Source organism: Mesorhizobium quangtriensis, from assembly GCF_040081925.1.
Lineage (GTDB): Bacteria > Pseudomonadota > Alphaproteobacteria > Rhizobiales > Rhizobiaceae > Mesorhizobium_K > Mesorhizobium_K quangtriensis.
Genome location: NZ_JBEBMF010000003.1, coordinates 528,607 through 548,517, shown reverse-complemented (window position 1 = coordinate 548,517; position 19,911 = coordinate 528,607). Strand labels below are relative to the sequence as shown.

At 60.6% G+C, this 19,911-nt stretch carries 19 protein-coding genes; 11 read left to right on the top strand and 8 right to left on the bottom strand.

Going from position 1 to position 19,911, the window contains the following annotated elements:
• The first annotated feature begins 70 nt into the window (after positions 1-70).
• The 4 genes from ABMA32_RS18480 to ABMA32_RS18465 all read left to right on the top strand — a co-directional run bounded on the left by ABMA32_RS18480 (position 71) and on the right by ABMA32_RS18465 (position 5,381).
• The gene (locus ABMA32_RS18480; protein WP_349015253.1) at positions 71-943 is read left to right on the top strand and encodes a hypothetical protein; all 873 of its coding nucleotides are present in this window, start codon (positions 71-73) and stop codon (positions 941-943) included.
• Positions 940-3,366 (top strand): hypothetical protein, encoded by a 2,427-nt coding sequence (locus tag ABMA32_RS18475; protein WP_349015252.1) that lies wholly within the window; start codon positions 940-942, stop codon positions 3,364-3,366. Before ABMA32_RS18480 ends, ABMA32_RS18475 begins: the two co-directional genes overlap by 4 nt.
• A 155-nt stretch (positions 3,367-3,521) precedes the next feature.
• A complete protein-coding gene (locus ABMA32_RS18470; RefSeq protein WP_349015251.1) occupies positions 3,522-4,373 on the top strand; it encodes a hypothetical protein in 852 nt (283 codons plus the stop codon).
• Positions 4,374-4,562: 189 nt separating this feature from the next.
• Positions 4,563-5,381: a DUF72 domain-containing protein gene (locus tag ABMA32_RS18465; RefSeq protein WP_349015250.1), complete on the top strand. Its 819-nt coding sequence runs from the start codon at positions 4,563-4,565 to the stop codon at positions 5,379-5,381.
• A 9-nt stretch (positions 5,382-5,390) separates the two neighbouring features.
• On the opposite strand, the gene ABMA32_RS18460 is transcribed toward ABMA32_RS18465, so the two are convergent.
• Complete coding sequence (locus tag ABMA32_RS18460) at positions 5,391-7,433, bottom strand: hypothetical protein (protein ID WP_349015249.1); 2,043 nt, start codon at positions 7,431-7,433, stop codon at positions 5,391-5,393.
• Positions 7,430-8,956, bottom strand: a complete 1,527-nt coding sequence (locus ABMA32_RS18455) for an NAD(P)H-hydrate dehydratase (protein WP_349015248.1) — start codon at positions 8,954-8,956, stop codon at positions 7,430-7,432. The genes ABMA32_RS18460 and ABMA32_RS18455 overlap by 4 nt, the downstream gene beginning before the upstream one ends.
• A gap of 322 nt (positions 8,957-9,278) precedes the next feature.
• On the opposite strand from ABMA32_RS18455, the gene ABMA32_RS18450 reads away from it, so the two are divergent.
• Both ABMA32_RS18450 and glnA read left to right on the top strand, forming a co-directional pair.
• On the top strand, positions 9,279-9,617 hold the full coding sequence (locus tag ABMA32_RS18450) for a P-II family nitrogen regulator (protein ID WP_121583473.1): 339 nt from the start codon (positions 9,279-9,281) through the stop codon (positions 9,615-9,617).
• A gap of 52 nt (positions 9,618-9,669) precedes the next feature.
• A complete protein-coding gene (glnA, locus tag ABMA32_RS18445; RefSeq protein ID WP_349015247.1) occupies positions 9,670-11,079 on the top strand; it encodes a type I glutamate--ammonia ligase in 1,410 nt (469 codons plus the stop codon).
• A gap of 76 nt (positions 11,080-11,155) precedes the next feature.
• Here glnA and ABMA32_RS18440 read toward each other — a convergent pair whose 3' ends face one another.
• Complete coding sequence (locus ABMA32_RS18440) at positions 11,156-11,785, bottom strand: hypothetical protein (RefSeq protein ID WP_349015246.1); 630 nt, start codon at positions 11,783-11,785, stop codon at positions 11,156-11,158.
• A gap of 238 nt (positions 11,786-12,023) precedes the next feature.
• Between ABMA32_RS18440 and ABMA32_RS18435 the strand changes: the two genes are divergently transcribed.
• The 4 genes from ABMA32_RS18435 to ABMA32_RS18420 all read left to right on the top strand — a co-directional run bounded on the left by ABMA32_RS18435 (position 12,024) and on the right by ABMA32_RS18420 (position 15,069).
• Complete coding sequence (locus ABMA32_RS18435; protein ID WP_349015245.1) at positions 12,024-12,278, top strand: DUF4212 domain-containing protein; 255 nt, start codon at positions 12,024-12,026, stop codon at positions 12,276-12,278.
• A gap of 12 nt (positions 12,279-12,290) precedes the next feature.
• The gene (locus ABMA32_RS18430; RefSeq protein WP_349015244.1) at positions 12,291-14,276 is read left to right on the top strand and encodes a sodium:solute symporter family protein; all 1,986 of its coding nucleotides are present in this window, start codon (positions 12,291-12,293) and stop codon (positions 14,274-14,276) included.
• 159 nt (positions 14,277-14,435) lie between these two features.
• On the top strand, positions 14,436-14,744 hold the full coding sequence (locus ABMA32_RS18425) for a hypothetical protein (RefSeq protein WP_349015243.1): 309 nt from the start codon (positions 14,436-14,438) through the stop codon (positions 14,742-14,744).
• 1 nt (position 14,745) lies between these two features.
• Complete coding sequence (locus ABMA32_RS18420; RefSeq protein ID WP_349015242.1) at positions 14,746-15,069, top strand: hypothetical protein; 324 nt, start codon at positions 14,746-14,748, stop codon at positions 15,067-15,069.
• Positions 15,070-15,147: 78 nt separating this feature from the next.
• Here ABMA32_RS18420 and ABMA32_RS18415 read toward each other — a convergent pair whose 3' ends face one another.
• The gene (locus ABMA32_RS18415; RefSeq protein ID WP_349015241.1) at positions 15,148-16,188 is read right to left on the bottom strand and encodes a glutamine synthetase beta-grasp domain-containing protein; all 1,041 of its coding nucleotides are present in this window, start codon (positions 16,186-16,188) and stop codon (positions 15,148-15,150) included.
• 310 nt (positions 16,189-16,498) lie between these two features.
• Here ABMA32_RS18415 and ABMA32_RS18410 point away from each other — a divergent pair, with 310 nt between their 5' ends.
• Positions 16,499-16,693 carry a DUF2735 domain-containing protein gene (locus ABMA32_RS18410; RefSeq protein WP_349015240.1) on the top strand — a complete coding sequence of 65 codons (195 nt, stop codon included), beginning with the start codon at positions 16,499-16,501 and terminating at the stop codon, positions 16,691-16,693.
• Positions 16,694-16,749: 56 nt separating this feature from the next.
• Here the strand turns inward: ABMA32_RS18410 and copM are convergent, their stop codons facing one another.
• The 4 genes from copM to ABMA32_RS18390 form a co-directional block, all read right to left on the bottom strand.
• Positions 16,750-17,124: a CopM family metallochaperone gene (gene copM / locus ABMA32_RS18405; protein ID WP_425475558.1), complete on the bottom strand. Its 375-nt coding sequence runs from the start codon at positions 17,122-17,124 to the stop codon at positions 16,750-16,752.
• 76 nt (positions 17,125-17,200) lie between these two features.
• A complete protein-coding gene (locus ABMA32_RS18400; RefSeq protein WP_349015476.1) occupies positions 17,201-18,001 on the bottom strand; it encodes an ATP12 family chaperone protein in 801 nt (266 codons plus the stop codon).
• Positions 18,001-18,924 carry a DMT family transporter gene (locus ABMA32_RS18395; protein ID WP_349015239.1) on the bottom strand — a complete coding sequence of 308 codons (924 nt, stop codon included), beginning with the start codon at positions 18,922-18,924 and terminating at the stop codon, positions 18,001-18,003. Before ABMA32_RS18395 ends, ABMA32_RS18400 begins: the two co-directional genes overlap by 1 nt.
• Positions 18,921-19,904 (bottom strand): RluA family pseudouridine synthase, encoded by a 984-nt coding sequence (locus ABMA32_RS18390; RefSeq protein ID WP_349015238.1) that lies wholly within the window; start codon positions 19,902-19,904, stop codon positions 18,921-18,923. Before ABMA32_RS18390 ends, ABMA32_RS18395 begins: the two co-directional genes overlap by 4 nt.
• Positions 19,905-19,911 lie beyond the last annotated feature (7 nt).

The window sequence follows — 19,911 nt, the reverse complement described above, 5'->3', positions numbered from 1 at the left end:
AATAAGGAAATGAACTCGGCAAGTGGTCGTGTTATCAAACGACGACATGAGGGAGTTTACCTAAGCTTACATGTCTGGAACGGACAGACTGCTGCTTTCATTGATGATTAAAGTCGCGCTGCTCGACAAAAAGGGCGCAGCGTTTGAGCAGTTTTTCACAGCCGCCGCAATCGAACTATGGGGCGATGATTTTGAGCCGTGGAAGCCCCAGGGCAAGTACGGCGATTACAAATGTGATGGTTATCGACGTTCAAACCAGACCGTCTTTCAATGCAACGCGCCTGAGCAATTTGTCGCTCGCGACGTCGAAGGGAAAATAGAGAAGGATTTTGAGGGAGCCCGAGCCGCTTTCGGCGAGCGGATGAAGGTATGGATATTTGTCCACAATCAAAAAGAAACACCGGCGAACGCGAACGCTCTTGTGCACAAACTGCGGGAAAAATACCCTGATATCAACATAAGTATCTGGACTTCCGGCCACCTGGCTAGAGAAATACTCGCGCTGGCCGACGCCGGCCTTGCGAACTTATTTCCAGGGTTTTCTGCCGGGCAAGATTTTTCGCCGGATTTGTACGAATTTCTTGAACGACGATTTGACCAGAGCCGACCGCCCATTCCTGTTGTTGAGCTCGGCCCTGCTGACAATACAAACATCAATGCCTTTAACGAAGCAGTGGAGGACCTCGGGGAGGAGGATAAAGAGGTCCGCCGCCGTCTCCTCGGTTACAGCCAATGGTTCGATCCGGCCACAAAGGATGAGGTGATTGGTCGAATTGCAGCGCGCGGCTATAGCGAGGAAGTTATCCTGATTAATGCCGAGCGCCTCCAGCAAGCTGGGCTTATTAAGATAACAGACAATCACTATCTTTCGATCGTTGAGGAAGTCGGTCAGCAGGCCGCTGAAACCCTAGTTGACGAGTTCCTGGAGGAACTAGAGGCATGAGTTCGCTGTATGGTTCAGGTCGGCTGAAAGTGCTCAAACAACTGGCTCGCACCGAAGGCGAGAAGTCGCGAACAGCGTTGGAGAGAGAGGCGGGAAAGATCGCTGCTGCCCTGGAGCAGGAGACCGACTTCGATACCCTAAATGAACAGTTGACGCTGTTGGATACGTTTGCTTTCCGAGTGCCGGACACCGCTCTATCCGCCTGTCGACATTTCCTTAAGCGTCTTGAAACGCTCGAACTCACGCACGGGCTAGATGGCTATTGGTCTGAAGAGTACGAAACCAATGCGAGGCTGATATCCGAAACTTTAGAAGTGATATCTCGGATTAGGTACTTCAAAGTTAGTGAGGTGCTTGAGACACTTTTGTCTCAAACGATGTCAGGCCATGAAGATGTGAGAAAGAAGGCTTCCGAAGCACTCCACGCATTGGCGGAATACAACATCGACGTGGTCTTTGCAGGCAAAGGCCGAGGTGGCCTTGGGATATCCCCACAGAAGGAGATACTTGCGTATCTTGAATCACTTAGCACTGACGATCGCTTGCGCAACTTCGACGCGCTCGTCAAACTCGCCGGAGATTTGCTATCGCCCAACGTCACCGGAACGTCTTGGGACTATCGGAGTGTCACGTGGCAAAGCGGGGCACTTACGCCCACGACCGGCGTCGTTGAACTTCGGCTGCGTACTTTAGGATTGCTCGAATCGTTCTATGACTTCGCTCCAGACGTGTCTCGTAAGCTATCTGTCATTAGCGCGATGATGGAAGCGACGCGCATGCCGAACCGCGGAAAGTTCGGCGATGACGTCGCCCAAATGGTCTCGGACAACACCGTTCACGTGTTGAGTTTCCTTGCTGAGATTCTCCCGTCGCAACCGCTTCCGGTCATGCAGCAGATCGAGCATGATGCTTACTGGCGTTTCTATCATGCACCGACAGAGGCGGTTAGCCAGGCGGCCTTAAGAATTAGGTCGTTATTGGAGAGTTTTCCCGAGTACGCGATTTATCGAGACCTCATTGGATTCCAGAGCATCTTCCACCCTTGGGAAGGTGACCGTGAGAGCCAAACAGACTACGCCGCTATTGAGCGCTATCGCTCGGCGCGCGCGCTAGAGTATGCGGACAGCGTTGACGACGGTTCATGGACACAATGGCGATCCCGCATCATCGAGTTCTCACGCACCAAGTCGGACGACCTCGCGACATTTCCGAAATTCTACGAATTCCTGGAGCGGTTTGCGAAGCAGCGTCCAGACCTCGCGTTGATCTTGCTTCGGGAGAACCTGAATGACGTCCGCGATTTTGTGATCCCACTACTAAGGGGAATTTGGGGCACTTCAAAGAGGGCCGAGTTGCGGTCCCAAGTTTTCGACTGGATCGAGAGGGACCAGTTGCTGACGCCGATCACCAAGCTATTCATCAAGAGTGACGACATCGACCACGACATTCTTCACAAGGTGTTGGCGAAGCAGTTGGCGGCCAACGACATGTACGGACTAGTTCAGTTCGTGTCAGTGGCTGTGTCGAACCATGAGTCGCATCCCGACCTAGCGTCGTCTGTCATGTTGCCAGCAATTGAGGCGATGAGCGCCCAGAACAACGCTAGCTGGGTACACGAACTTTGGTTTCGTCCCGAGCTTGGCGCGGTTGTGAAGGGTCTTAGCGGGAAAGAGCGAGAGCGGTTCGTCGAGTGCCTTCTAAACGCGCCAAATATAGATTTCCATGAAGAAGCGATACTGGTTCCAATTGCAGAAGACGACCCTGAACGCATCATCCGGTTCTTCGGGCATCGTATTGAGCGAGAGAATGCAGGCTTAGGAGGTCGAGACTACCAGGCCGTCCCTTACAGTTTTCACCAACTCCAGAAGGTTCTCGAAAAATCCTCTGGAATCGCAATCGGGGTGGCACGCTCGTGGTTTGACCTAGACAGACCCCTGTTCCAGTACAGAGAGGCCAAGCTACTCAGTAACATTTTCCCGGGTTTTCCAGACTACTTCGCTAGAAAACTCATTGCGATGACACGTACGGGCTCTATCAAAGATATAGAGTTCGTGCTTGCCGTTCTGCGGAGTTATGATGGCGAGGACTTCCTGCATGACGTGTGCCGCGCCGTCGTGGACGCGCTCCCGGCCGATCACCCTTCTCTCTCGGAGGTTTATGCAGTGATCTACACTACGGGAATGACCTCGGGCGAGTACGGCATTGCCGACGCTTACGATGCGAAAGCCAAGAATTTGTCGGCTTGGTTGGATGACTCCTCCGACAAAGTAAAGCGCTTCGCCAAAGAGGCAATCGCATCTCTGACAAAGGCCTCTAGTGACGAGCGTCGAAGGGCTGATGAAGAAATTGAGCTAAGGAAGCACAAATTTGGCGTCGCCGGCAAAAAAGCCGCGACCGAAAATGACAGTACGAGTGACGAGTAACTCATCGTTCAAGCGATCATCCGGTCTACTCGTTGACTTCAGCGACTAAGCCGCTCATGCGCCTCATCTCCTAGATGGACGCGTACAATCCGCGAGCGTTTTATCCACGTCCTTCCCACCTGCCCCATAATGCCGCCGCCTGAAAGGAGGCGGTAATGGACGGACGCGCGGCGATATCCGACAATGTGCAAGCGCTGAAGCGCATTCTGGTTGGCCTGTTCGCCATGGCCGGGCTCGGTTCCTCGCCCCTTGCGGGAGAGGATGGTTCGGCCCCGCGAGGCAAAGCCGAGCCGCCAGCCGAACCTGGTGAGGGGTCTGGCCGTTGCACGCTCCCCCGTCATCTGCGCCTCGCCATCCTGCGCATCTTGCGTCCGGCCGAATCCGCCGCGCGGCGGCTGGTCATCGCGGCGGCGCGCGGTCTGGTCGTGGCATTGCCGCCGCTGCGCAACTCCGCGCCAAAGCCCGTCGACCCCGTGCCGATGCTCCGTCGCTTCGGCATCGCCGTCGTCCTGCCGCCCTCCGAAATTGCGCGGATGCCCGCCAACGCCCCTCATCCTGAGGCGCAAGCAAAAGGCTTGCCTCGAAGGACCCTCCTCCCATTGTTTGATCCGCCCCGCCGGTTGCGTCGCCCGAACGGCCGCACCGTTCCCGCTCACGCTGCGCCGCGCATCCTGTCTCCGGGCCTCGCCGAGCCCTACAGGCTGCCGCCTCCGCCGTCGCGCGACGATCCGGTCGACTGCACGCGTCTTGGCCTGCGCCTCGCAGCCCTCGCAGCCGCGCTGGACGGCCTGCCGGCGCAGGCCCGGCGCTTTGCCCGCTGGCAGGCCCGGCGCAGCCGGGTCGCCGCGGGTCGTTTGCCGCTCAGGCCGGGCCGTCCGCCGGGCGGTCGGCTCTCGCGTTTCAACCCCACCGCCTTCCGTCGCCGCAACATCCGCGACATCGACGAGGTCCTCGCCCACGCCCATGCGCTGGCGCTCCATGCGCTGCAATATCCCGACACGTCATGATGCAGACGCGCTTCACTGCCCGAAAAGCGTGCCGTGGCATCGCCTTGCCGCGAGCGCTTTCGCGCGGCCTTCCGTTCCCTTGGTCCCCGCCGTCCCACTCCCTTGCCATGTCAGGAGCAGCGCGCGCGCAGGTAGACAAACGGAAAGTGCAAACGCATCTTCCCGGCAACGCATGAGAGGGAGGCAGCGATGCCGTCAGGAAGGAGCGCCGGCCAGATCCGCGCCGGCATGGGCGGCTGGACGTTCGAGCCGTGGGACACGTCCTTCTATCCGGAGAAGCTCTCCAAGGCGAAGCAGCTCAATTTCGCCAGCCGGCAGGTGCCGACCATCGAGGTCAACGGCACCTACTATTCCACCTTCAAGCCGCCGACCTTCGCCAAATGGGCAGCCGACGCGCCAGACGGTTTTGTCTTCTCGCTGAAGGCCATACGGTTTGCCACCAACCGCCGCGTGCTGGCCGAGGCCGGCGAGTCCGTACAGCGCTTTCTCGGTTCCGGCGTGTCGGAACTCGGCGAAAAGCTCGGGCCGATCCTCTGGCAGTTCGCCCCGACGAAAAAATTCGACGCCGACGATTTCGGCGCCTTCCTGAAGCTGCTGCCGGAAAAACAGGACGGGGTAAAACTGCGCCACGCAGTCGAGGTGCGCACCGACAGTTTCATCGTGCCGGAGTTCGTATCGCTCTGCCGCAAGGCCAACGTCGCGATCGTCTATGCCGACCACGAAAAATACCCGGCGATCGCCGACGTCACCGGCGACTTCGTCTATGCGCGGCTGCAGACAGGGTCGGACGACGAGCCGACCTGCTACGCGCCGAAGGATTTGAACGCCTGGGTCAAGCGCGCAAAGCTCTGGGCCGAGGGCAAGGCTCCCGACGACCTGCCGCGCTCCGATCCGGCCAGCGAAGCCGCCGTCATGCCGCGCGACGTGTTCGTCTACTTCATCACTTCGGGCAAGGTGCGCGCCCCGCACGGCGCCATGGCCTTCATGGAGAAGGTTGGCAAGCAGTAGGAGGAAGCATCACCACAGATCATCCGGATCGCCGTCGACCTCGATCGAGCGGTAGGTCGGCTCCTCCCCGCCGCCCATCCGGCTTGCACCGGCGATGGCCGGCCCCTTGGCCCAGGGCGTCGCGTGATTGTCGATCCGCATCTGGAAGACGAAATAGGTCGGCGAGCAAAAGCCGACGCCTTTCACCTTCTTGACGTTCGGCGTGTCGCCCGGAAACGCCTGGCAGATATAGTCGTCGCGGCAGAAGTGATCGGCCGAGCACGCCGCCCGGTTGCCCCGCATGACCGCGCCGGCGAGGCACTTGTCGAAGTCGCCGGTCGAGACGCAGAGGTCGAACGCCTTGCCGCCCGTCAGCCCGCAGATCTCGCGGGGCATGGCCGCGCCCGGTTTGAAGCCCGCGAACGCCCTGTCCTTGACGTTGCACTGGCGATACGCCATGCCGCCCGGCACGCCGATGCGCGGCGGCCGGCAGGTGTATGTAGAGGGCGAAGCCTTCTCGGCGAACGCCGTGAACTGGGTCAGGCTGAACCGATCCTTGAACGGCAGCGTGGTCGCGGTCGTCACGTCTCCGGCAAGGCACGGGTGGCCGGAGAACATGTCGGGCGCTTCCGCCGGCAGCAAGCACTGCGCGACCGCGATGGTTTTCTCCCCACCCGCCGCGAGTGTCGTACACTGAGTGCCTTGCCCGCAGGACCAGGCCTCGCCGAAGGACGGAGCATCCTCGCCCGTAATGCAGGCAGCGGCGGCATCGGCCGGTTCATAGGAGAACGTACCATCCTCAAGCCATTCAGCCTTCGGCGCAAAAGAGAGCGGGCGAAAACGGTTCGGCTCGCGTTCCTCGCGCACCGCGTTCACCCATGCCGCGCGGCGCGGCAGCTCCGCGTGGAGGTGCGGGGAGATGCCGACCTGCACGCGGTTCAGCGGCGAGGTGTATTCGTCGTCCAGTCCGATAACATGGAAGCCCGCCGTCCCGCCCGCCTGGTGGCAGCCCTGGCAAGTGCCGTTGTCCAGCCGCTCGAGCAATGCCTTCGGCGAGCGCACCAGCTTGCCGCCAGCCAGATCGACACCGGCAAAGTCCTCCGGGTCGAAGATCGCGCCGAACGGATGATTGGCCGCCCGCGCGTTGCCGAAGGTCGACCACGAGACGACCTTCTTAGCCAGGAACTCCTGAGGCACCTGATAGACGCCCATGTCGATCGCCGCGGCATTTTCAGCAACGTAAGCCGCAAGCCTCGCCTTCAGTTCAGCGTCGGCTGCGATGCGCGCGCTGTCCGGCGTGTTCTCCAGCGTACGTTCGGTGACCGTCTCCCCGTCGATGCCGAAGATGCGCATCAGGTAGACAGCCTGCCCGCCGAACTCCGGCTCCTGTCCGGATGGAAACCGCACCACCTGCGCGTTCAACTCAAGCTGCCGGAACGACAGCGCTTCGGGGTCGAGCGGCCCTCCGGCCAGCCAGCCGGCGTCGACGTTCTCGTCGATGGCCGGCGACCAGCGTCCCGCGACGCCCACGCAGCCGCCATCTGCGTCCGGCTTCACATCAAAGACCGCATTGAAATTGAACGGCATGCGGGACGAGAGCAGTTTGCCCTTTCCGCCCTTCCTGAACGCATAGGCCAGTCGGTAGACCAGCCGCACCTCGCCGCACCCGCCTTCGCCAAGCAGATCATGGAAGTCCCGGCGGTCGAGCCTGTTCACCACGCCGACCAGGCGGAACCGCGCGACATTGGTTTTCAGCCAGCGCATGTCCATGACGCGGCCGGTCTCGGCGGCGGTAAACTCGCGCAACGGCCGACCACCCGCCTCTATCTCGCGACGCAGTTCGCCAACATCGCCTGTGATCGTATCGGCCAGCGCGCGATAAGCAGGCGCTTCCGCGTAGAGCGCCTGCAGATTGCCATCGCCGTCGTTGCCGAAGATGTCCGTGAAGGCGTAGCCCATCTTCTCCAGTTGGCCCAGCAGGACAGGGTCTTCGACATACAGCACGGGCTCCGCTGCACGGCTTACGCCGGCCATGCTGAGGCAAGCTATGACGGCTGCGATGAGGCGGGTCATCGACTGGCCTCCTTGGCAGGGTGCGTTGCAAGCAGGTCGCGCAAGACTTGGGGCAGCAAGTCGGGCAAATCCTCCGCAATCAGTCCCGGTCCAAAAAGCGATCCGGCCGCGCCGTGCAGCCAGACCGCGGCGCAGGCCGCCTCAAAAGCCGTCATGCCCTGCGACAGAAGTCCGGCCGTAATGCCGGCCAGCACGTCGCCCGAGCCCGCCGTCGCAAGCCAAGGCGGTGCGTTCGTGTTGATCGCCGTTTGGCCGTCGGGTGATGCGATCACGGTGTCGGGTCCTTTGAGGATCACCGTTGCGCCGGAGAGCGAGGCGGCTCTGCGGGCACGATCCAGCTTCGACAAACCTTCGTCATGGGCAAGTTCCGGAAAAACGCGCGCGAACTCGCCCTCGTGGGGCGTTAGCACGACGTGCGGCGCTCCGGCTTGCCTGAACAAGGCCAGGAATTCTCCACGCCTGCGGGAGATATGGGTCAGCGCGTCGGCGTCCAGGACGAGGTGGCGAACCTTATTGGTGGCAGCTTCGATCAATGACAGCGCGAAGTCGCCGACGCTGTCCTGCAAGCCAGCGGCCGGCCCAAAGACCAGAGCAGCAGGCTTGCGCTCGTCCAGCCACTCTTTGACGTCTTCAATGCCATCCGTCTTGCGCAGGATGATGGATGTCAGGTGCGCTGCGTTCACCTGTAGCGCGTTGCCCGGCGACAGTAGCGTGACGGCCCCTGCCCCAGCCCGCGCGGCCGCTCTTGCGGAGAGCCGCGCGGCCCCGGTCGAGGCAAGGCCGCCTGAAAAGACACCAACATGGCCCCGCGCATACTTATGGGTGTTGGCCGGGAGATGCGGAAATATCCCGAGCCAGAGGTCGGGTGTGTTTTCCCAGCAGGTCGGCTTTATCTTATCCAATGCATCGGACCTGATCCCGATGTCGGCCACAATCGTTCGGCCACAGAGTTCACGACCGGGATAAAGCAGATGGCCCGGCTTCTTGCGAAAAAAGGTCACGGTCAGGTCTGCCCGGAACGCCGATCCGAGGATCTTGCCGCTGTCACCGGAAACTCCGGACGGCAGATCGACAGCGACGACCGGCACCGATACGTCGGTACACTTCTCGATGGCGATTGCCGCCTCGCCATCGATTGCCTTGGACAGCCCTGCACCGAACAGAGCATCGATAACCACCGCGCCCTTCACGGGGGCGAAACCCGAAAGCGGCTTCGCTTCCACAGGACATTCCTTTGCCGCAATCGCGGCATCCGTCCCCGGCTTGGGGTGCCCAAGCGCCCAGACGCGCACCGTGGCGCCAGCCTCGGCGAGGAGCCTGGCCACGACATAACCGTCTCCGCCATTGTTTCCCGGGCCGCACAGAACATCGACGGATGGCGCGTCAGCATATCGCTCGACCACAAGCGCAGCCACGGCCCCACCTGCCCGGCGCATGAGACCCATGCCGTCAAGCGGCCCAGCCTTGATGCTCAATCTGTCGGCTTCGGCCATCTCAGCAGGTGTAAGAAGTTCGTCCGCCATCAAGCGCCGCCTGTTTCACCTGCTCGTACCACGGAGCGACCTAGGAACGAAGCACCGCAAGTCCGGGCACGCATGGACATATGTGCATACAAAACAATCAACATGATCAATAAATATGCTGCCTCAATAGGTGGCAATTTGTATTCTTGCGTAACGAACTGGCGCTTTTCATCAGGAATTTGTCGTCCGGGAACAAACATCGATGAAGCCGGCGCTTTCGAGGCAACTTTGATGCAGCGCAAGCGGATTGGCACACTTCGTGCTAGACGTTGCGCAAGCGGTCATTGCGACTGAAAATACTCATTTGGAGGCTGAAATAGAGATGAAGAAAATCGAAGCAATCATAAAGCCGTTCAAGCTCGATGAGGTGAAGGAAGCCCTCCAGGAAGCCGGTCTTCAAGGCATCACGGTGACCGAAGCAAAAGGTTTCGGCCGCCAAAAGGGACATACCGAACTCTACCGCGGCGCTGAATATGTCGTCGACTTCCTGCCCAAAGTGAAGATCGAGGTGGTGCTTGGCGACGACGCTGTCGAAGGGGCTATCGAGGCGATCCGTAAGGCGGCGCAGACGGGCCGCATCGGCGACGGCAAGATATTCGTGTCCAACATCGAAGAGGTCATCCGCATCCGCACCGGCGAAACCGGCATAGACGCCGTCTGAACGAAGCGATATTCAAACGCTCGAATCCACAAAAACATCTAGGGATAGGGATATGACCACAGCCAAGGACATCATGAAGCAGATCAAGGACAACGACGTTAAGTTCGTTGATCTGCGGTTCACCGACCCCAAGGGCAAGCTCCAGCATGTGACGATGGACGTCGCCGAAGTCGAGGAGGACATGTTCGCCGACGGTGTGATGTTCGACGGTTCTTCGATTGCCGGATGGAAGGCCATCAACGAGTCCGACATGGTGCTGATGCCGGATACCGACACGGTTCACATGGACCCGTTCTTCGCCCAGTCGACCATGGTCATCCTGTGCGACATTCTCGATCCGGTCTCTGGCGAAGCGTACAATCGCGACCCTCGCGGCACAGCGAAGAAGGCCGAGGCCTACATGAAGTCGGAAGGCGTCGGCGACACGATCTATGTCGGTCCCGAGGCTGAATTCTTCGTCTTCGACGACGTGAAATACAAGGCCGACCCGTACAATACCGGCTTCATGCTCGACTCCACCGAACTGCCGTCCAACGACGATACCGACTACGAGACGGGCAACCTCGGTCACCGCCCGCGCGTCAAGGGCGGATACTTCCCCGTTCCGCCGATCGATTCGGCGCAGGACATGCGCTCCGAGATGCTGACGGTGCTGTCCGAGATGGGCGTGCGCGTCGAGAAGCACCACCACGAGGTGGCGGCCGCCCAGCACGAGCTCGGCATCAAGTTCGACACCCTCGTCCGCAACGCCGACAAGATGCTGATCTACAAGTACGTCGTGCACCAGGTAGCGAACGCCTATGGCAAGACCGCGACCTTCATGCCGAAGCCAATCTTTGGCGACAACGGCTCGGGCATGCACGTCCATATGTCGATCTGGAAGGGCGGCAAGCCGACCTTCGCCGGCAACGAGTATGCCGGCCTGTCGGAAAACTGCCTGTACTTCATCGGCGGCGTCATCAAGCACGCCAAGGCCATCAACGCCTTCACCAACCCGCTGACCAACTCCTACAAGCGACTGGTGCCAGGCTACGAAGCGCCGGTGCTGCTGGCCTACTCGGCACGCAACCGCTCGGCCTCCTGCCGCATTCCTTTCGGCTCATCGCCGAAGTCGAAGCGCGTCGAGGTCCGCTTCCCCGATCCGGGCGCGAACCCTTATCTCGGCTTCGCGGCCCTGCTGATGGCTGGGCTCGACGGTATCAAGAACAAGATCCACCCCGGCCAGCCGATGGACAAGGATCTCTATGACCTGCCGCCGAAGGAACTGAAGAAGATCCCGACCGTGTCCGGCTCGCTGCGCGAAGCTCTGCAGAACCTCGACAAGGATCGCGGGTTCCTGAAAGCCGGCGGCGTCTTCGACGACGACCAGATCGACGCTTATATCGAGCTCAAGATGGCCGAAGTGATGCGCTTCGAAATGACGCCTCACCCGGTCGAGTTCGACATGTACTACTCGGTGTGATCGTCGCCGCACCGTACCTTTATGCGAGCCCCGGCCAAAGGCCGGGGCTTTTTACTTGCAGCGTTACCGCCGCAGACTATCCGCGATCGCCAAGCAAATCGGCCAGTAGCGGCTCGGGGGCGGCGGATGCCACGAGCTCTTCGTGAGCCCGCAGAAGGTTCATGCGCAGATTGTTAAATATGTAGTCGTAGTCATTGGTGACGATGTCCTTGTGAAGAGGCAACGCATCGAAAACCTTCCTCGCAAGAGGTTTTGGTATCTCGCGCACGGGTCGGGCCGGTGCGCCCCTTGCCTTCGCCAGCGTTTCGCGCACGAGAGCTTCGGCATCATGCCAGAAGGCGTCACTCTCTCCTTCTGGAACCGGATATTGTGCAAATGTGCCGGCCGCCAGAGCCGCCAGCCTGTCCGGAACCTCGAGCCGCTGCACGCCTGCGTGCACGCGCAACGCCCCTTCGACCATCTCGGCGATCATGCCATAAGCCGCCGGGTAGCTGCGCCATCGCGAGCGTGAGAGTTCGCGCTGGAAGTCGTTCTCAGAAAAGAGCTTCTGCCAGTACACTCCTGCCCTGACGCGACAAAACTCGACAACGCATTTCTGGGCAAGGAACGCTGCCCGCGAGTCCATGAATGCTGCGAGTTCCGCGCCGGTTTCGATGTGGTCGCGGGCAAGGCCAAAGGCGCGGCCAATCCCGTCAAACAAGCCCATGTGGTCCTCCCGGCGCTTCGCGACCAGATACTCGACAGCTTCAAGACAAGCCAACGATTCTAAAGTCGTATGAACAGCGGCTGACGACAAGTGCTACGAAAGCTCACCATTGCGCCCTTCGATTCCTGGGTGCATCGGCAATTTTTTGGGACGCCGGGCCTTTTCCGGTGGGTACAAAAGAGCAATCGCCAAGACCGTCCCGACGACGGGTTTGGCGTCAAAGGGAGGGATAGGCACGATGGCTGTCAATGACCGCATCGGCTACTGGAACAAGACCAGAAGCCTCATGTTCACCATGCTGGCACTTTGGGTATTCTTCGGCTTCATCGTCCACATGTTCGTGACGAGCCTCAATGAGATCGTCATCCTAGGGTTCCCGCTCGGCTTCTACATGGCCGCTCAGGGGTCCCTCATCGCCTTCGTCGTCATGCTGTTCTGGTTTGCCCGCAAGCAGAACGCCATCGACGAGGAATTCGGCGTGGCTGAAGAATGATCGGGGGGAACAATGGCAACTGAAACAATCGCGACGGGCAAAGGGGACTTCGTCTCCAACCTCGGACGCATCTATACGATCTATACGGGAGGCTTCATCGCCTTCATCATCCTGATGGCGATCCTCAGCGCGCTGGGCGTGCCGAACCGCATCATCGGCTACATGTTCGTCGGCTTCACCATCCTGATCTACGCGGTGATCGGCATTCTCAGCCGCACCATGCAGGTCGGCGAATATTACGTCGCCGGACGACGCGTTCCGGCGATCTACAACGGCATGGCGACCGGCGCTGACTGGATGTCCGGCGCTTCCTTCGTCGGCATGGCCGGCACGCTCTACCTGCTCGGTTATGACGGACTGGCATTCGTGCTTGGCTGGACTGGCGGTTACGTCCTGGTGGCCATCCTCGTGGCCCCGTATCTTCGAAAGTTTGGCGCCTATACGGTTCCGGACTTCCTGTCGGCGCGCTACGGCGGTAACTTGGCACGCCTTATAGGCGTGATTGTCCTTTTCTCCTGCTCATTCACCTATGTGGTTGCGCAGATCTATGCGACCGGCATCATATCTGCCCGTTTCCTCGGTCTCGACTTCAACGTCGCAGTTTACGTAGGCCTTGCCGGCATCCTGGTTTGCTCGATGCTCGGCGGCATGCGTGCGGTGACCTGGACGCAGGTCGCACAGTACATTGTGCTCATCATCGCCTACCTCATTCCTGCCATCTGGATGTCGACCATCAAGACCGGCATTCCGATCCCGCAGTTGATGCAGGGGCAGGCGCTGCAAGGCATCGCGGCGCTCGAAGCTGCTCAGGGAATAGCCGTAGGCCATGCCACACCGTTTGCCCACGGCGGCTACAACGCGCTGAACTACTTCCTGCTGATCCTCTGCCTTATGGTCGGCACGGCATCCCTGCCTCACGTCCTCATGCGCTACTTCACGACGCCTTCGGTTCGCGAAGCTCGCGTGTCGGTGGCGTGGTCACTGCTTTTCATCTTCATCCTCTATTTCACGGCACCGGCTTATGCGGCGTTCGCGAAGTGGACGATGCTTGACCTTGTGGCGTCCGGCCTGACGCCCGAGAATATCGCGGACAAGGCATCGTGGATGTTCAGATGGGCGGCGGCGGATAACTCGCTGGTGCAGATTTGCGGCAAGGCGGCAGTCGACGCCGCTGCGGTCGCAGCAGCCTGCGCGGAAGCCGGAGTGACGAACATCGCCTTCGCCAACATCAACCTGAACGCGGACATGATCGTACTTGCCACACCCGAAATGGCTGGCATGCCTTACGTCATATCGGGCCTCGTGGCAGCGGGTGGTCTCGCCGCCGCGCTGTCGACTGCGGACGGGCTCCTGCTGGCCATCGCAAACGCTCTCAGCCACGACATCTACTACAAGATGATCGACCAGAACGCGCCGACCGCCCGACGGCTGATCGTGTCGCGTGTTCTGCTTGTTCTGGTTGCGATTGCCGCCGCCTACGTGGCGTCCACGAAGCCGGCGGACATCCTGGCAATGGTGTCCTGGGCATTCTCCCTCGCCGCCGCCGGCCTGTTCCCGGCGCTGGTGCTGGGGGTATGGTGGAAACGAGCCAACTCGCCAGGCGCGATCGCAGGCATGATCGCCGGCTTCGCCATCTGTCTCTACTATCTCCTCGGCACACGCTACGGAGCCGTTGGCTTCTACGAGATGTGGAGCGGACTTTCGACGGCCACGCCGGAAGCAATTGCCAAGTTCGAGGAACTCAAGGCGGCCTATGCTGCGGCCGCACCGGACGCCCAGGCGGCCGCCTGGGCAGCCCTCGACAAGCATGCGCAGACGATCGCCAACTGGTGGGGGGTGAAGAACCTTTCCGCCGCCGCGTTCGGCCTGCCAGTGGGCTTCCTGGTCATGTACGTGGTTTCGCGCCTCACCAAGGAGCCGTCGAGCGAACTGCAGGACTTCATCGAGGAACTGCGTATCCCGCGTGGAAAGACCTTGATGGAAGAGAAGACGACCTGACACGATCAATCATGTAGGTAAGGCGGGGTCCGACTGTCCGGGCCCCGCCTTCTTTTCGACGACTGAAGTCTCTGGCAGGTTGGCCGTCCTCTCGGCGTGGCCATCCTTGACCTCCGACGGACGTGTGGTAGGGCCAGGGATGCTTGCTACGGGACACACATGAACGCATTCTGGAGCTACTGGTACTTCCATCTGCCGAACTTCGTTCTGGCTGCGATCATGTACACAATGCTCGGCCGACTTGTGCTCGGGTTCTTCGTCCCGGAGAACTGGGACAACTTCATATGGCGCGGGTTTCGGTGGGTTACCGATCCTGTGGTGCGGGTTGTTCGCTTCGTCACCCCCGACATTCTCGCCCAACCTGTCGTGCTGGTTTTCGCCGCGCTATGGCTGATGGCGATGAGGCTCGGCTTTTTCCTGTTCCTGTTCAATGCGGGCCTGACGCCTGCAGCCTCGGCGGGCGGCTGACATGGGCGATCGTACAGGTCTTGTTCCAGTCATGGCCGTGGCAATCGTCAACGGCATTTTTTCTCCTTGGGTGCTCGTCCTGTTCGTACTCTACCCCGTTTGGTACCCATCATGGGCGCCGGCGACCACGCAGTTTGTCTACATGGCCAGCGCACTGATCCTTTCAACTTTGACGATGATGGTGTCCGGCGTGCCCGCCGCGCTCTACAAGAGGCTGTCTTCCGCACCGAGCGATACCGTCGCCTCAACGATATGGCTGGCGGGTGCAGCACTTCTGGCCATGCCAGCCGTTCCCAACGTGCTCAAGGCACTCGGCGTCGACTGAAATCGTCCCTCGGAAGCGCGATACGCCGACAAAAAAGCCGCGCCCATGGGCGCGGCTTTTTCCAACCAGGTGCAGTAATCAGGCCGCAGCCTTCTTGGAAGCGCCGGTCGGGACTTCCGCGATGGTCTTCAGCACCTGAGAAGCGATCGCGTAGGGGTCGCCCTGCGAGTTCGGACGGCGATCCTCAAGATAACCCTTGTAGTCGTTCTTGACGAACGAGTGCGGAACGCGGATCGACGCGCCACGGTCTGCGATGCCGTAGCTGAACTTGTGCCACGGAGCCGTCTCGTGCTTGCCGGTCAGACGCTTGTCGTTGTCCGGGCCGTAGACTGCGATGTGGTCCATCAGGTTCTTGTCGAAAGCGGCCATCAGGGCTTCGAAATACTCCTTGCCGCCGATGGTGCGCATGTATTCGGTCGAGAAGTTGCAATGCATGCCCGAGCCGTTCCAGTCGGTGTCGCCCAGCGGCTTGCAGTGGAACTCGATGTCGACGCCGTACTTTTCCGTCAGGCGGAGCAGCAGGTAGCGCGCGATCCAGACTTCGTCGGCAGCCCGCTTGGAGCCCTTGCCGAAAATCTGGAATTCCCACTGGCCCTTCGCGACTTCCGCATTGATGCCCTCGTGGTTGATGCCGGCCTCGAGGCACAGCTCGAGATGCTCCTCGACGATCTGGCGAGCGACGTCGCCGACGTTCTTGAAGCCGACGCCGGTGTAATACGGGCCCTGGGGCGCCGGATAGCCATGCTCCGGGAAGCCGAGCGGACGGCCATCCTTGTAGAAGAAGTACTCCTGTTCGAAGCCGAACCAAGCGCCCGGATCGTCCAGGATAGTGGCACGCGAGTTGGTCGAGTGCGGCGTGACGCCATCGGGCATCATGACTTCGCACATGACGAGCGCGCCGTTCTTGCGGGCTGGATCGGGGTAAACGGCAACCGGCTTCAGCACGCAGTCAGACGAATGGCCTTCGGCCTGCATGGTCGACGAACCGTCGAAGCCCCAAAGCGGCAATTCTGCCAGCGACGGGAAAGTGTCGAATTCCTTGATCTGCGTCTTGCCGCGCAGGTTCGGCACCGGCGTGTAGCCGTCGAGCCAAATGTACTCGAGTTTATATTTCGTCATTCTGTCCTCACGTTAGTAATGAGTGCAACCAGTGCCCTTGCGGGCGCCTCCGGCCTTGGAACGGCCGCAGTCACACAACGTTAAGCAAGGGGCGTGCCACCTCGCTGCAACTGGACGGGGTGCGGCGGGATATCGCACTGCACAATCGGTGATTTCAGCCAGCTTTGCCAAGTCGCCCGGCAGCAGGCAAGAATGCTAATAATTTATGCATAATATGATTTTTTCTTAGGCATTTTGCCTAAGACTCTTGCATCCGAAGCGATTCGGTCTATCTCTTAACGTAAGAGAACAGGACATGAGGAGTCCCGACATGGAAGCGAACACCGATCGCCCGTCGGCCACAATTCTTGCCTTTCCGGCCGGCGGCCGGAAAGCTGCATCAATTTTAAGCGCTCAGGCTAAATTCGCGGCAGAGGTTCGCGCAATTCGCAAGCTGAAGATTGCCCCGGAAACCGGTTGGTACCATCAGGATGCGATCGAGAGCGTGGGCACGCGCAAGAACTGACGACATAACGTCGTTAAAGCTGTGAAAAGCCCCGCGATGGCGGGGCTTTTTCATTTCTAGTGATTGCCGTGATCCATGCTTCCGGAATCGGCAGCTGGCGCGCCATTCTTCTCCAACCAGCCTTCCATGAAAGCGATTTCCGCTTCCTGAGCTTTGACGATATCCTCGGCAAGCTTTCGGATTTCTGGGTCCTTGCCGTATTCCAGTACGATCTTCGCCATTTCGACCGCGCCCTGATGACGCGGGATCATGGATCGGACGAAGTCCACATCGACATCGCCAGTCATCTCGACCGACATGGCCATGTGCATGTTGGCATTGGCCTCCTCAAGCGCCTTGGAGCCCGGCGAAAGGTCCGATGCGGCGAAGGCCACGGACATGCCTGCAACCAGCAGCGCCGTCGCCGGAATTGCGAATTTTGTGTTTTTCATTGTTTGCTCCTCATGCGGGATGAACCCGCGCCAAGCGGGTCAGATCAACCGCGTAGAGGTTCCAGCAAGGGGAAGGTCAAGCGCGTTCCGGCGCGATCGCCGGCAAAAGTCGGGCGGCCGCCATCATGTCGCGCCTGCGGTTGGTCCGGCGCGCGACGGCCTCGGAATCCTGGCCCCACTGCTCGGCCTGGAAATCCTCGTCGACATGCGCAGCCTTCCACGCCTCTTCGGCATCGAGTTCGCCGAAGTCCACGGCGAGCGCGAGCAACGCCGAGCCGGTCAACGTGGTCATCACGTGAAGTGCCGCCAGTCGCAGCGGATCGGCGCGCTGGTTCAGATGAGCACCCAGAACGGCGATGCTCTCGCGGGGCTGAACCACATGGATGACACCTTCCGCAAGGTTGAACCGCGCGCCGAGCGCGGACCTCGCCCAGTCGATGACCGGGTCCCAGGCATCATTCTGGCGGCGGACCAGCGTGTCGGGGCCGTCGGCCCGATAACAAAGCAGGTCGGAAGACGAGAAGCGCAATATGTCTTCCAGAACGGCCTGGGGGTCGGCGGCGACGCCGTCGATGGCGGTGTTGACCAGGCGATAGACAGGCATGGTGGCGAGATCCAGGTTTTCCCCCTGCGCGGCGAATTCATCGGCGACGAGTATCGCCGCGGCTTCGGTCGGAAGCGCAAGCACAGCCTTTCCCGGGGTCTTCACAGACCGGCCGTCTAGCTTGACGACGTAACCGCCCTCTCCTGCCTCCACCGCAACGTCCTTGTAGAAACGCTTCGGCATCGGCGTGCGCATCTGCGATTGAGCCCGCCTTACAGGATCGGGGTCGGACAGATAGTCTCCAGCTTCGAGGTCGTTCAGGATTTCGCGCATCATTGTCCTATGGAAACAGGCTTCTTCGGAGCGCGGTTGACCAGCATCAGGCCTCCCACGATCAGCATCAATGCCAGGAAGATAGTGAATCCCAGCGGTTCGCCAAGGATGATCCCGCCAAGCAGCACGCCGAAGACAGGCGTAAGGAACGTGAAACTCGCCAGCCCCGCGGACGGGTAGCGCTGCACCAGCCAGAACCAGAGCGCGTAGGTGAAGGCGACGATGTAGATCGACTGAAACAGCAGCGCGCCGGTGGCGACCATATTGGCGTCGCGGATCGGCGGACCGAAAAACGGCAGGGCAACTGCCGCAAGCGCGACCGCGACGGCCAGTTGGTAGAGCAGCAGCTTTTCGGCGGAAGCGCGCACGAGACTGGACTTGCGGATGACAACGATGGTCGCGGCCCAGGCTATGCCGGCTGCGAGATTCATCAGGTCGCCGATCAGCGCGTCAGGACCGGGCACGCTCAGCTTGTCGGAAAAGATCAGCACGAGGCCACCGAAGGCGAGCAGGAGGCCGACAAGCTTGCGCAGGGATATGCGTTCGCCGAAAAAGAAGTGACCGGCGATCAGCGTCCAGAATGGCATGGTGTTGATGAGGAGCACGCTGCGCGCGACCGACGTATATTCCAGGCCGACAAAGATCAGCATGAACTCGACGGCAAACAGCGTACCGGCAAAGATACCAGCCCAGAGCGTTCCGTCGCGCTCGAACAGACTGATGCGGCGCCATCGGCACCACAGGAAGACAAGAAATCCACCGATCAGGGACCTTACAAGCGCCAGGAAGATCGGGCTGTAGCCGGTATAGGTCAGCTTGGCGGCGACGCCGTTGAGACCCCAGGAAAAAGTCAGGAAGACCATAAGCGTCGCTGCGAGAGCATCGATCGACTCGCGCCGGCCAGCCGCCGACACTGAGGTCACTCCGGCTCTCCGTTCGCCTCGTCGAATCCAAGCAGGTTCCAGCTCTGACGCATGTGCGGCGGCATCGGCGCGGTGACGTCGATCACGCCCTGGTCGGGATGCGGGACGATGATGCGACGGGCATGAAGATGAAGCCTGTTCTGGATGCCGCCCGGGAAATCCCAGTTGGTGTCGGCCTCGAAATATTTGGGATCACCGATGATCGGGCAGCCGATATAGGCGGCGTGGACGCGAAGCTGGTGGGTGCGACCCGTATAGGGCTCCATTTCCAGCCATGACAGCGTCTGTCCGGCCTGCTCAAGGACGCGATAGTAGGTAACGGCGTGATCGGCACCCTTCTCGCCATGCCTGGCGACGCGCATGCGGTCGCCATCGTCCGTCGGCTCCTTGATGAGCCAGGTCGAAATCTTGTCCTCGCGCTTCGGCGGCACGCCTTTCACAAGCGCCCAATATGTCTTTTTCGTCTCGCGCTCACGGAAGGCTTCAGCCAGCTTCATGGCGGCGAGCCGCGTGCGCGCCACGACCAGAACGCCCGAGGTGTCGCGGTCGAGACGGTGGACCAGTCGTGGCTTCTCGCCCCTCCTGTTACGCCAAGCTTCCAGCATGGAATCCACGCTGCGCGTGACGCCGGAACCGCCCTGTACCGCAAGGCCTGAGGGCTTGTTGAAAACCAACACCTTGGGATCTTCGTGCAGGAGCATCTTGCGAAGCACGTCGCCATCGTCCTGCCCCCGGATCGTCCTGGCGGTCAGCGGGCCCTCACCTGCCTTGTCAACGGGGAGCGGCGGGACGCGCACCGTCTGGCCGGGCTCGACGCGCGAATCCGCCTTTGCACGGCCGCCATCGATGCGGATCTGGCCGGAACGCAAAAGTTTCTGGAGATGGCCGAAACCCAATCCGGGATAATGGACCTTGAACCAGCGGTCGAGGCGCATGCCCGCCTCGCCGTCATCGACCTTGATCTGCTCTACGCCTGCCATCGCTCAA

Excerpts from the sequence above, each read along its gene's own strand:
- ABMA32_RS18425 (WP_349015243.1), top strand. The coding sequence starts at position 14,436 with ATGAACGCATTCTGGAGCTACTGGTACTTCCATCTGCCGAACTTCGTT.
- ABMA32_RS18470 (WP_349015251.1), top strand. The coding sequence starts at position 3,522 with ATGGACGGACGCGCGGCGATATCCGACAATGTGCAAGCGCTGAAGCGC.
- glnA (WP_349015247.1), top strand. The coding sequence starts at position 9,670 with ATGACCACAGCCAAGGACATCATGAAGCAGATCAAGGACAACGACGTT.
- ABMA32_RS18420 (WP_349015242.1), top strand. The coding sequence starts at position 14,746 with ATGGGCGATCGTACAGGTCTTGTTCCAGTCATGGCCGTGGCAATCGTC.
- ABMA32_RS18455 (WP_349015248.1), bottom strand. The coding sequence starts at position 8,956 with ATGGCGGACGAACTTCTTACACCTGCTGAGATGGCCGAAGCCGACAGA.
- ABMA32_RS18400 (WP_349015476.1), bottom strand. The coding sequence starts at position 18,001 with ATGCGCGAAATCCTGAACGACCTCGAAGCTGGAGACTATCTGTCCGAC.
- ABMA32_RS18475 (WP_349015252.1), top strand. The coding sequence starts at position 940 with ATGAGTTCGCTGTATGGTTCAGGTCGGCTGAAAGTGCTCAAACAACTG.
- ABMA32_RS18440 (WP_349015246.1), bottom strand. The coding sequence starts at position 11,785 with ATGGGCTTGTTTGACGGGATTGGCCGCGCCTTTGGCCTTGCCCGCGAC.
- ABMA32_RS18450 (WP_121583473.1), top strand. The coding sequence starts at position 9,279 with ATGAAGAAAATCGAAGCAATCATAAAGCCGTTCAAGCTCGATGAGGTG.
- ABMA32_RS18435 (WP_349015245.1), top strand. The coding sequence starts at position 12,024 with ATGGCTGTCAATGACCGCATCGGCTACTGGAACAAGACCAGAAGCCTC.
- ABMA32_RS18410 (WP_349015240.1), top strand. The coding sequence starts at position 16,499 with ATGGAAGCGAACACCGATCGCCCGTCGGCCACAATTCTTGCCTTTCCG.
- ABMA32_RS18460 (WP_349015249.1), bottom strand. The coding sequence starts at position 7,433 with ATGACCCGCCTCATCGCAGCCGTCATAGCTTGCCTCAGCATGGCCGGC.
- copM (WP_425475558.1), bottom strand. The coding sequence starts at position 17,124 with ATGAAAAACACAAAATTCGCAATTCCGGCGACGGCGCTGCTGGTTGCA.
- ABMA32_RS18465 (WP_349015250.1), top strand. The coding sequence starts at position 4,563 with ATGCCGTCAGGAAGGAGCGCCGGCCAGATCCGCGCCGGCATGGGCGGC.
- ABMA32_RS18430 (WP_349015244.1), top strand. The coding sequence starts at position 12,291 with ATGGCAACTGAAACAATCGCGACGGGCAAAGGGGACTTCGTCTCCAAC.
- ABMA32_RS18480 (WP_349015253.1), top strand. The coding sequence starts at position 71 with ATGTCTGGAACGGACAGACTGCTGCTTTCATTGATGATTAAAGTCGCG.
- ABMA32_RS18390 (WP_349015238.1), bottom strand. The coding sequence starts at position 19,904 with ATGGCAGGCGTAGAGCAGATCAAGGTCGATGACGGCGAGGCGGGCATG.
- ABMA32_RS18415 (WP_349015241.1), bottom strand. The coding sequence starts at position 16,188 with ATGACGAAATATAAACTCGAGTACATTTGGCTCGACGGCTACACGCCG.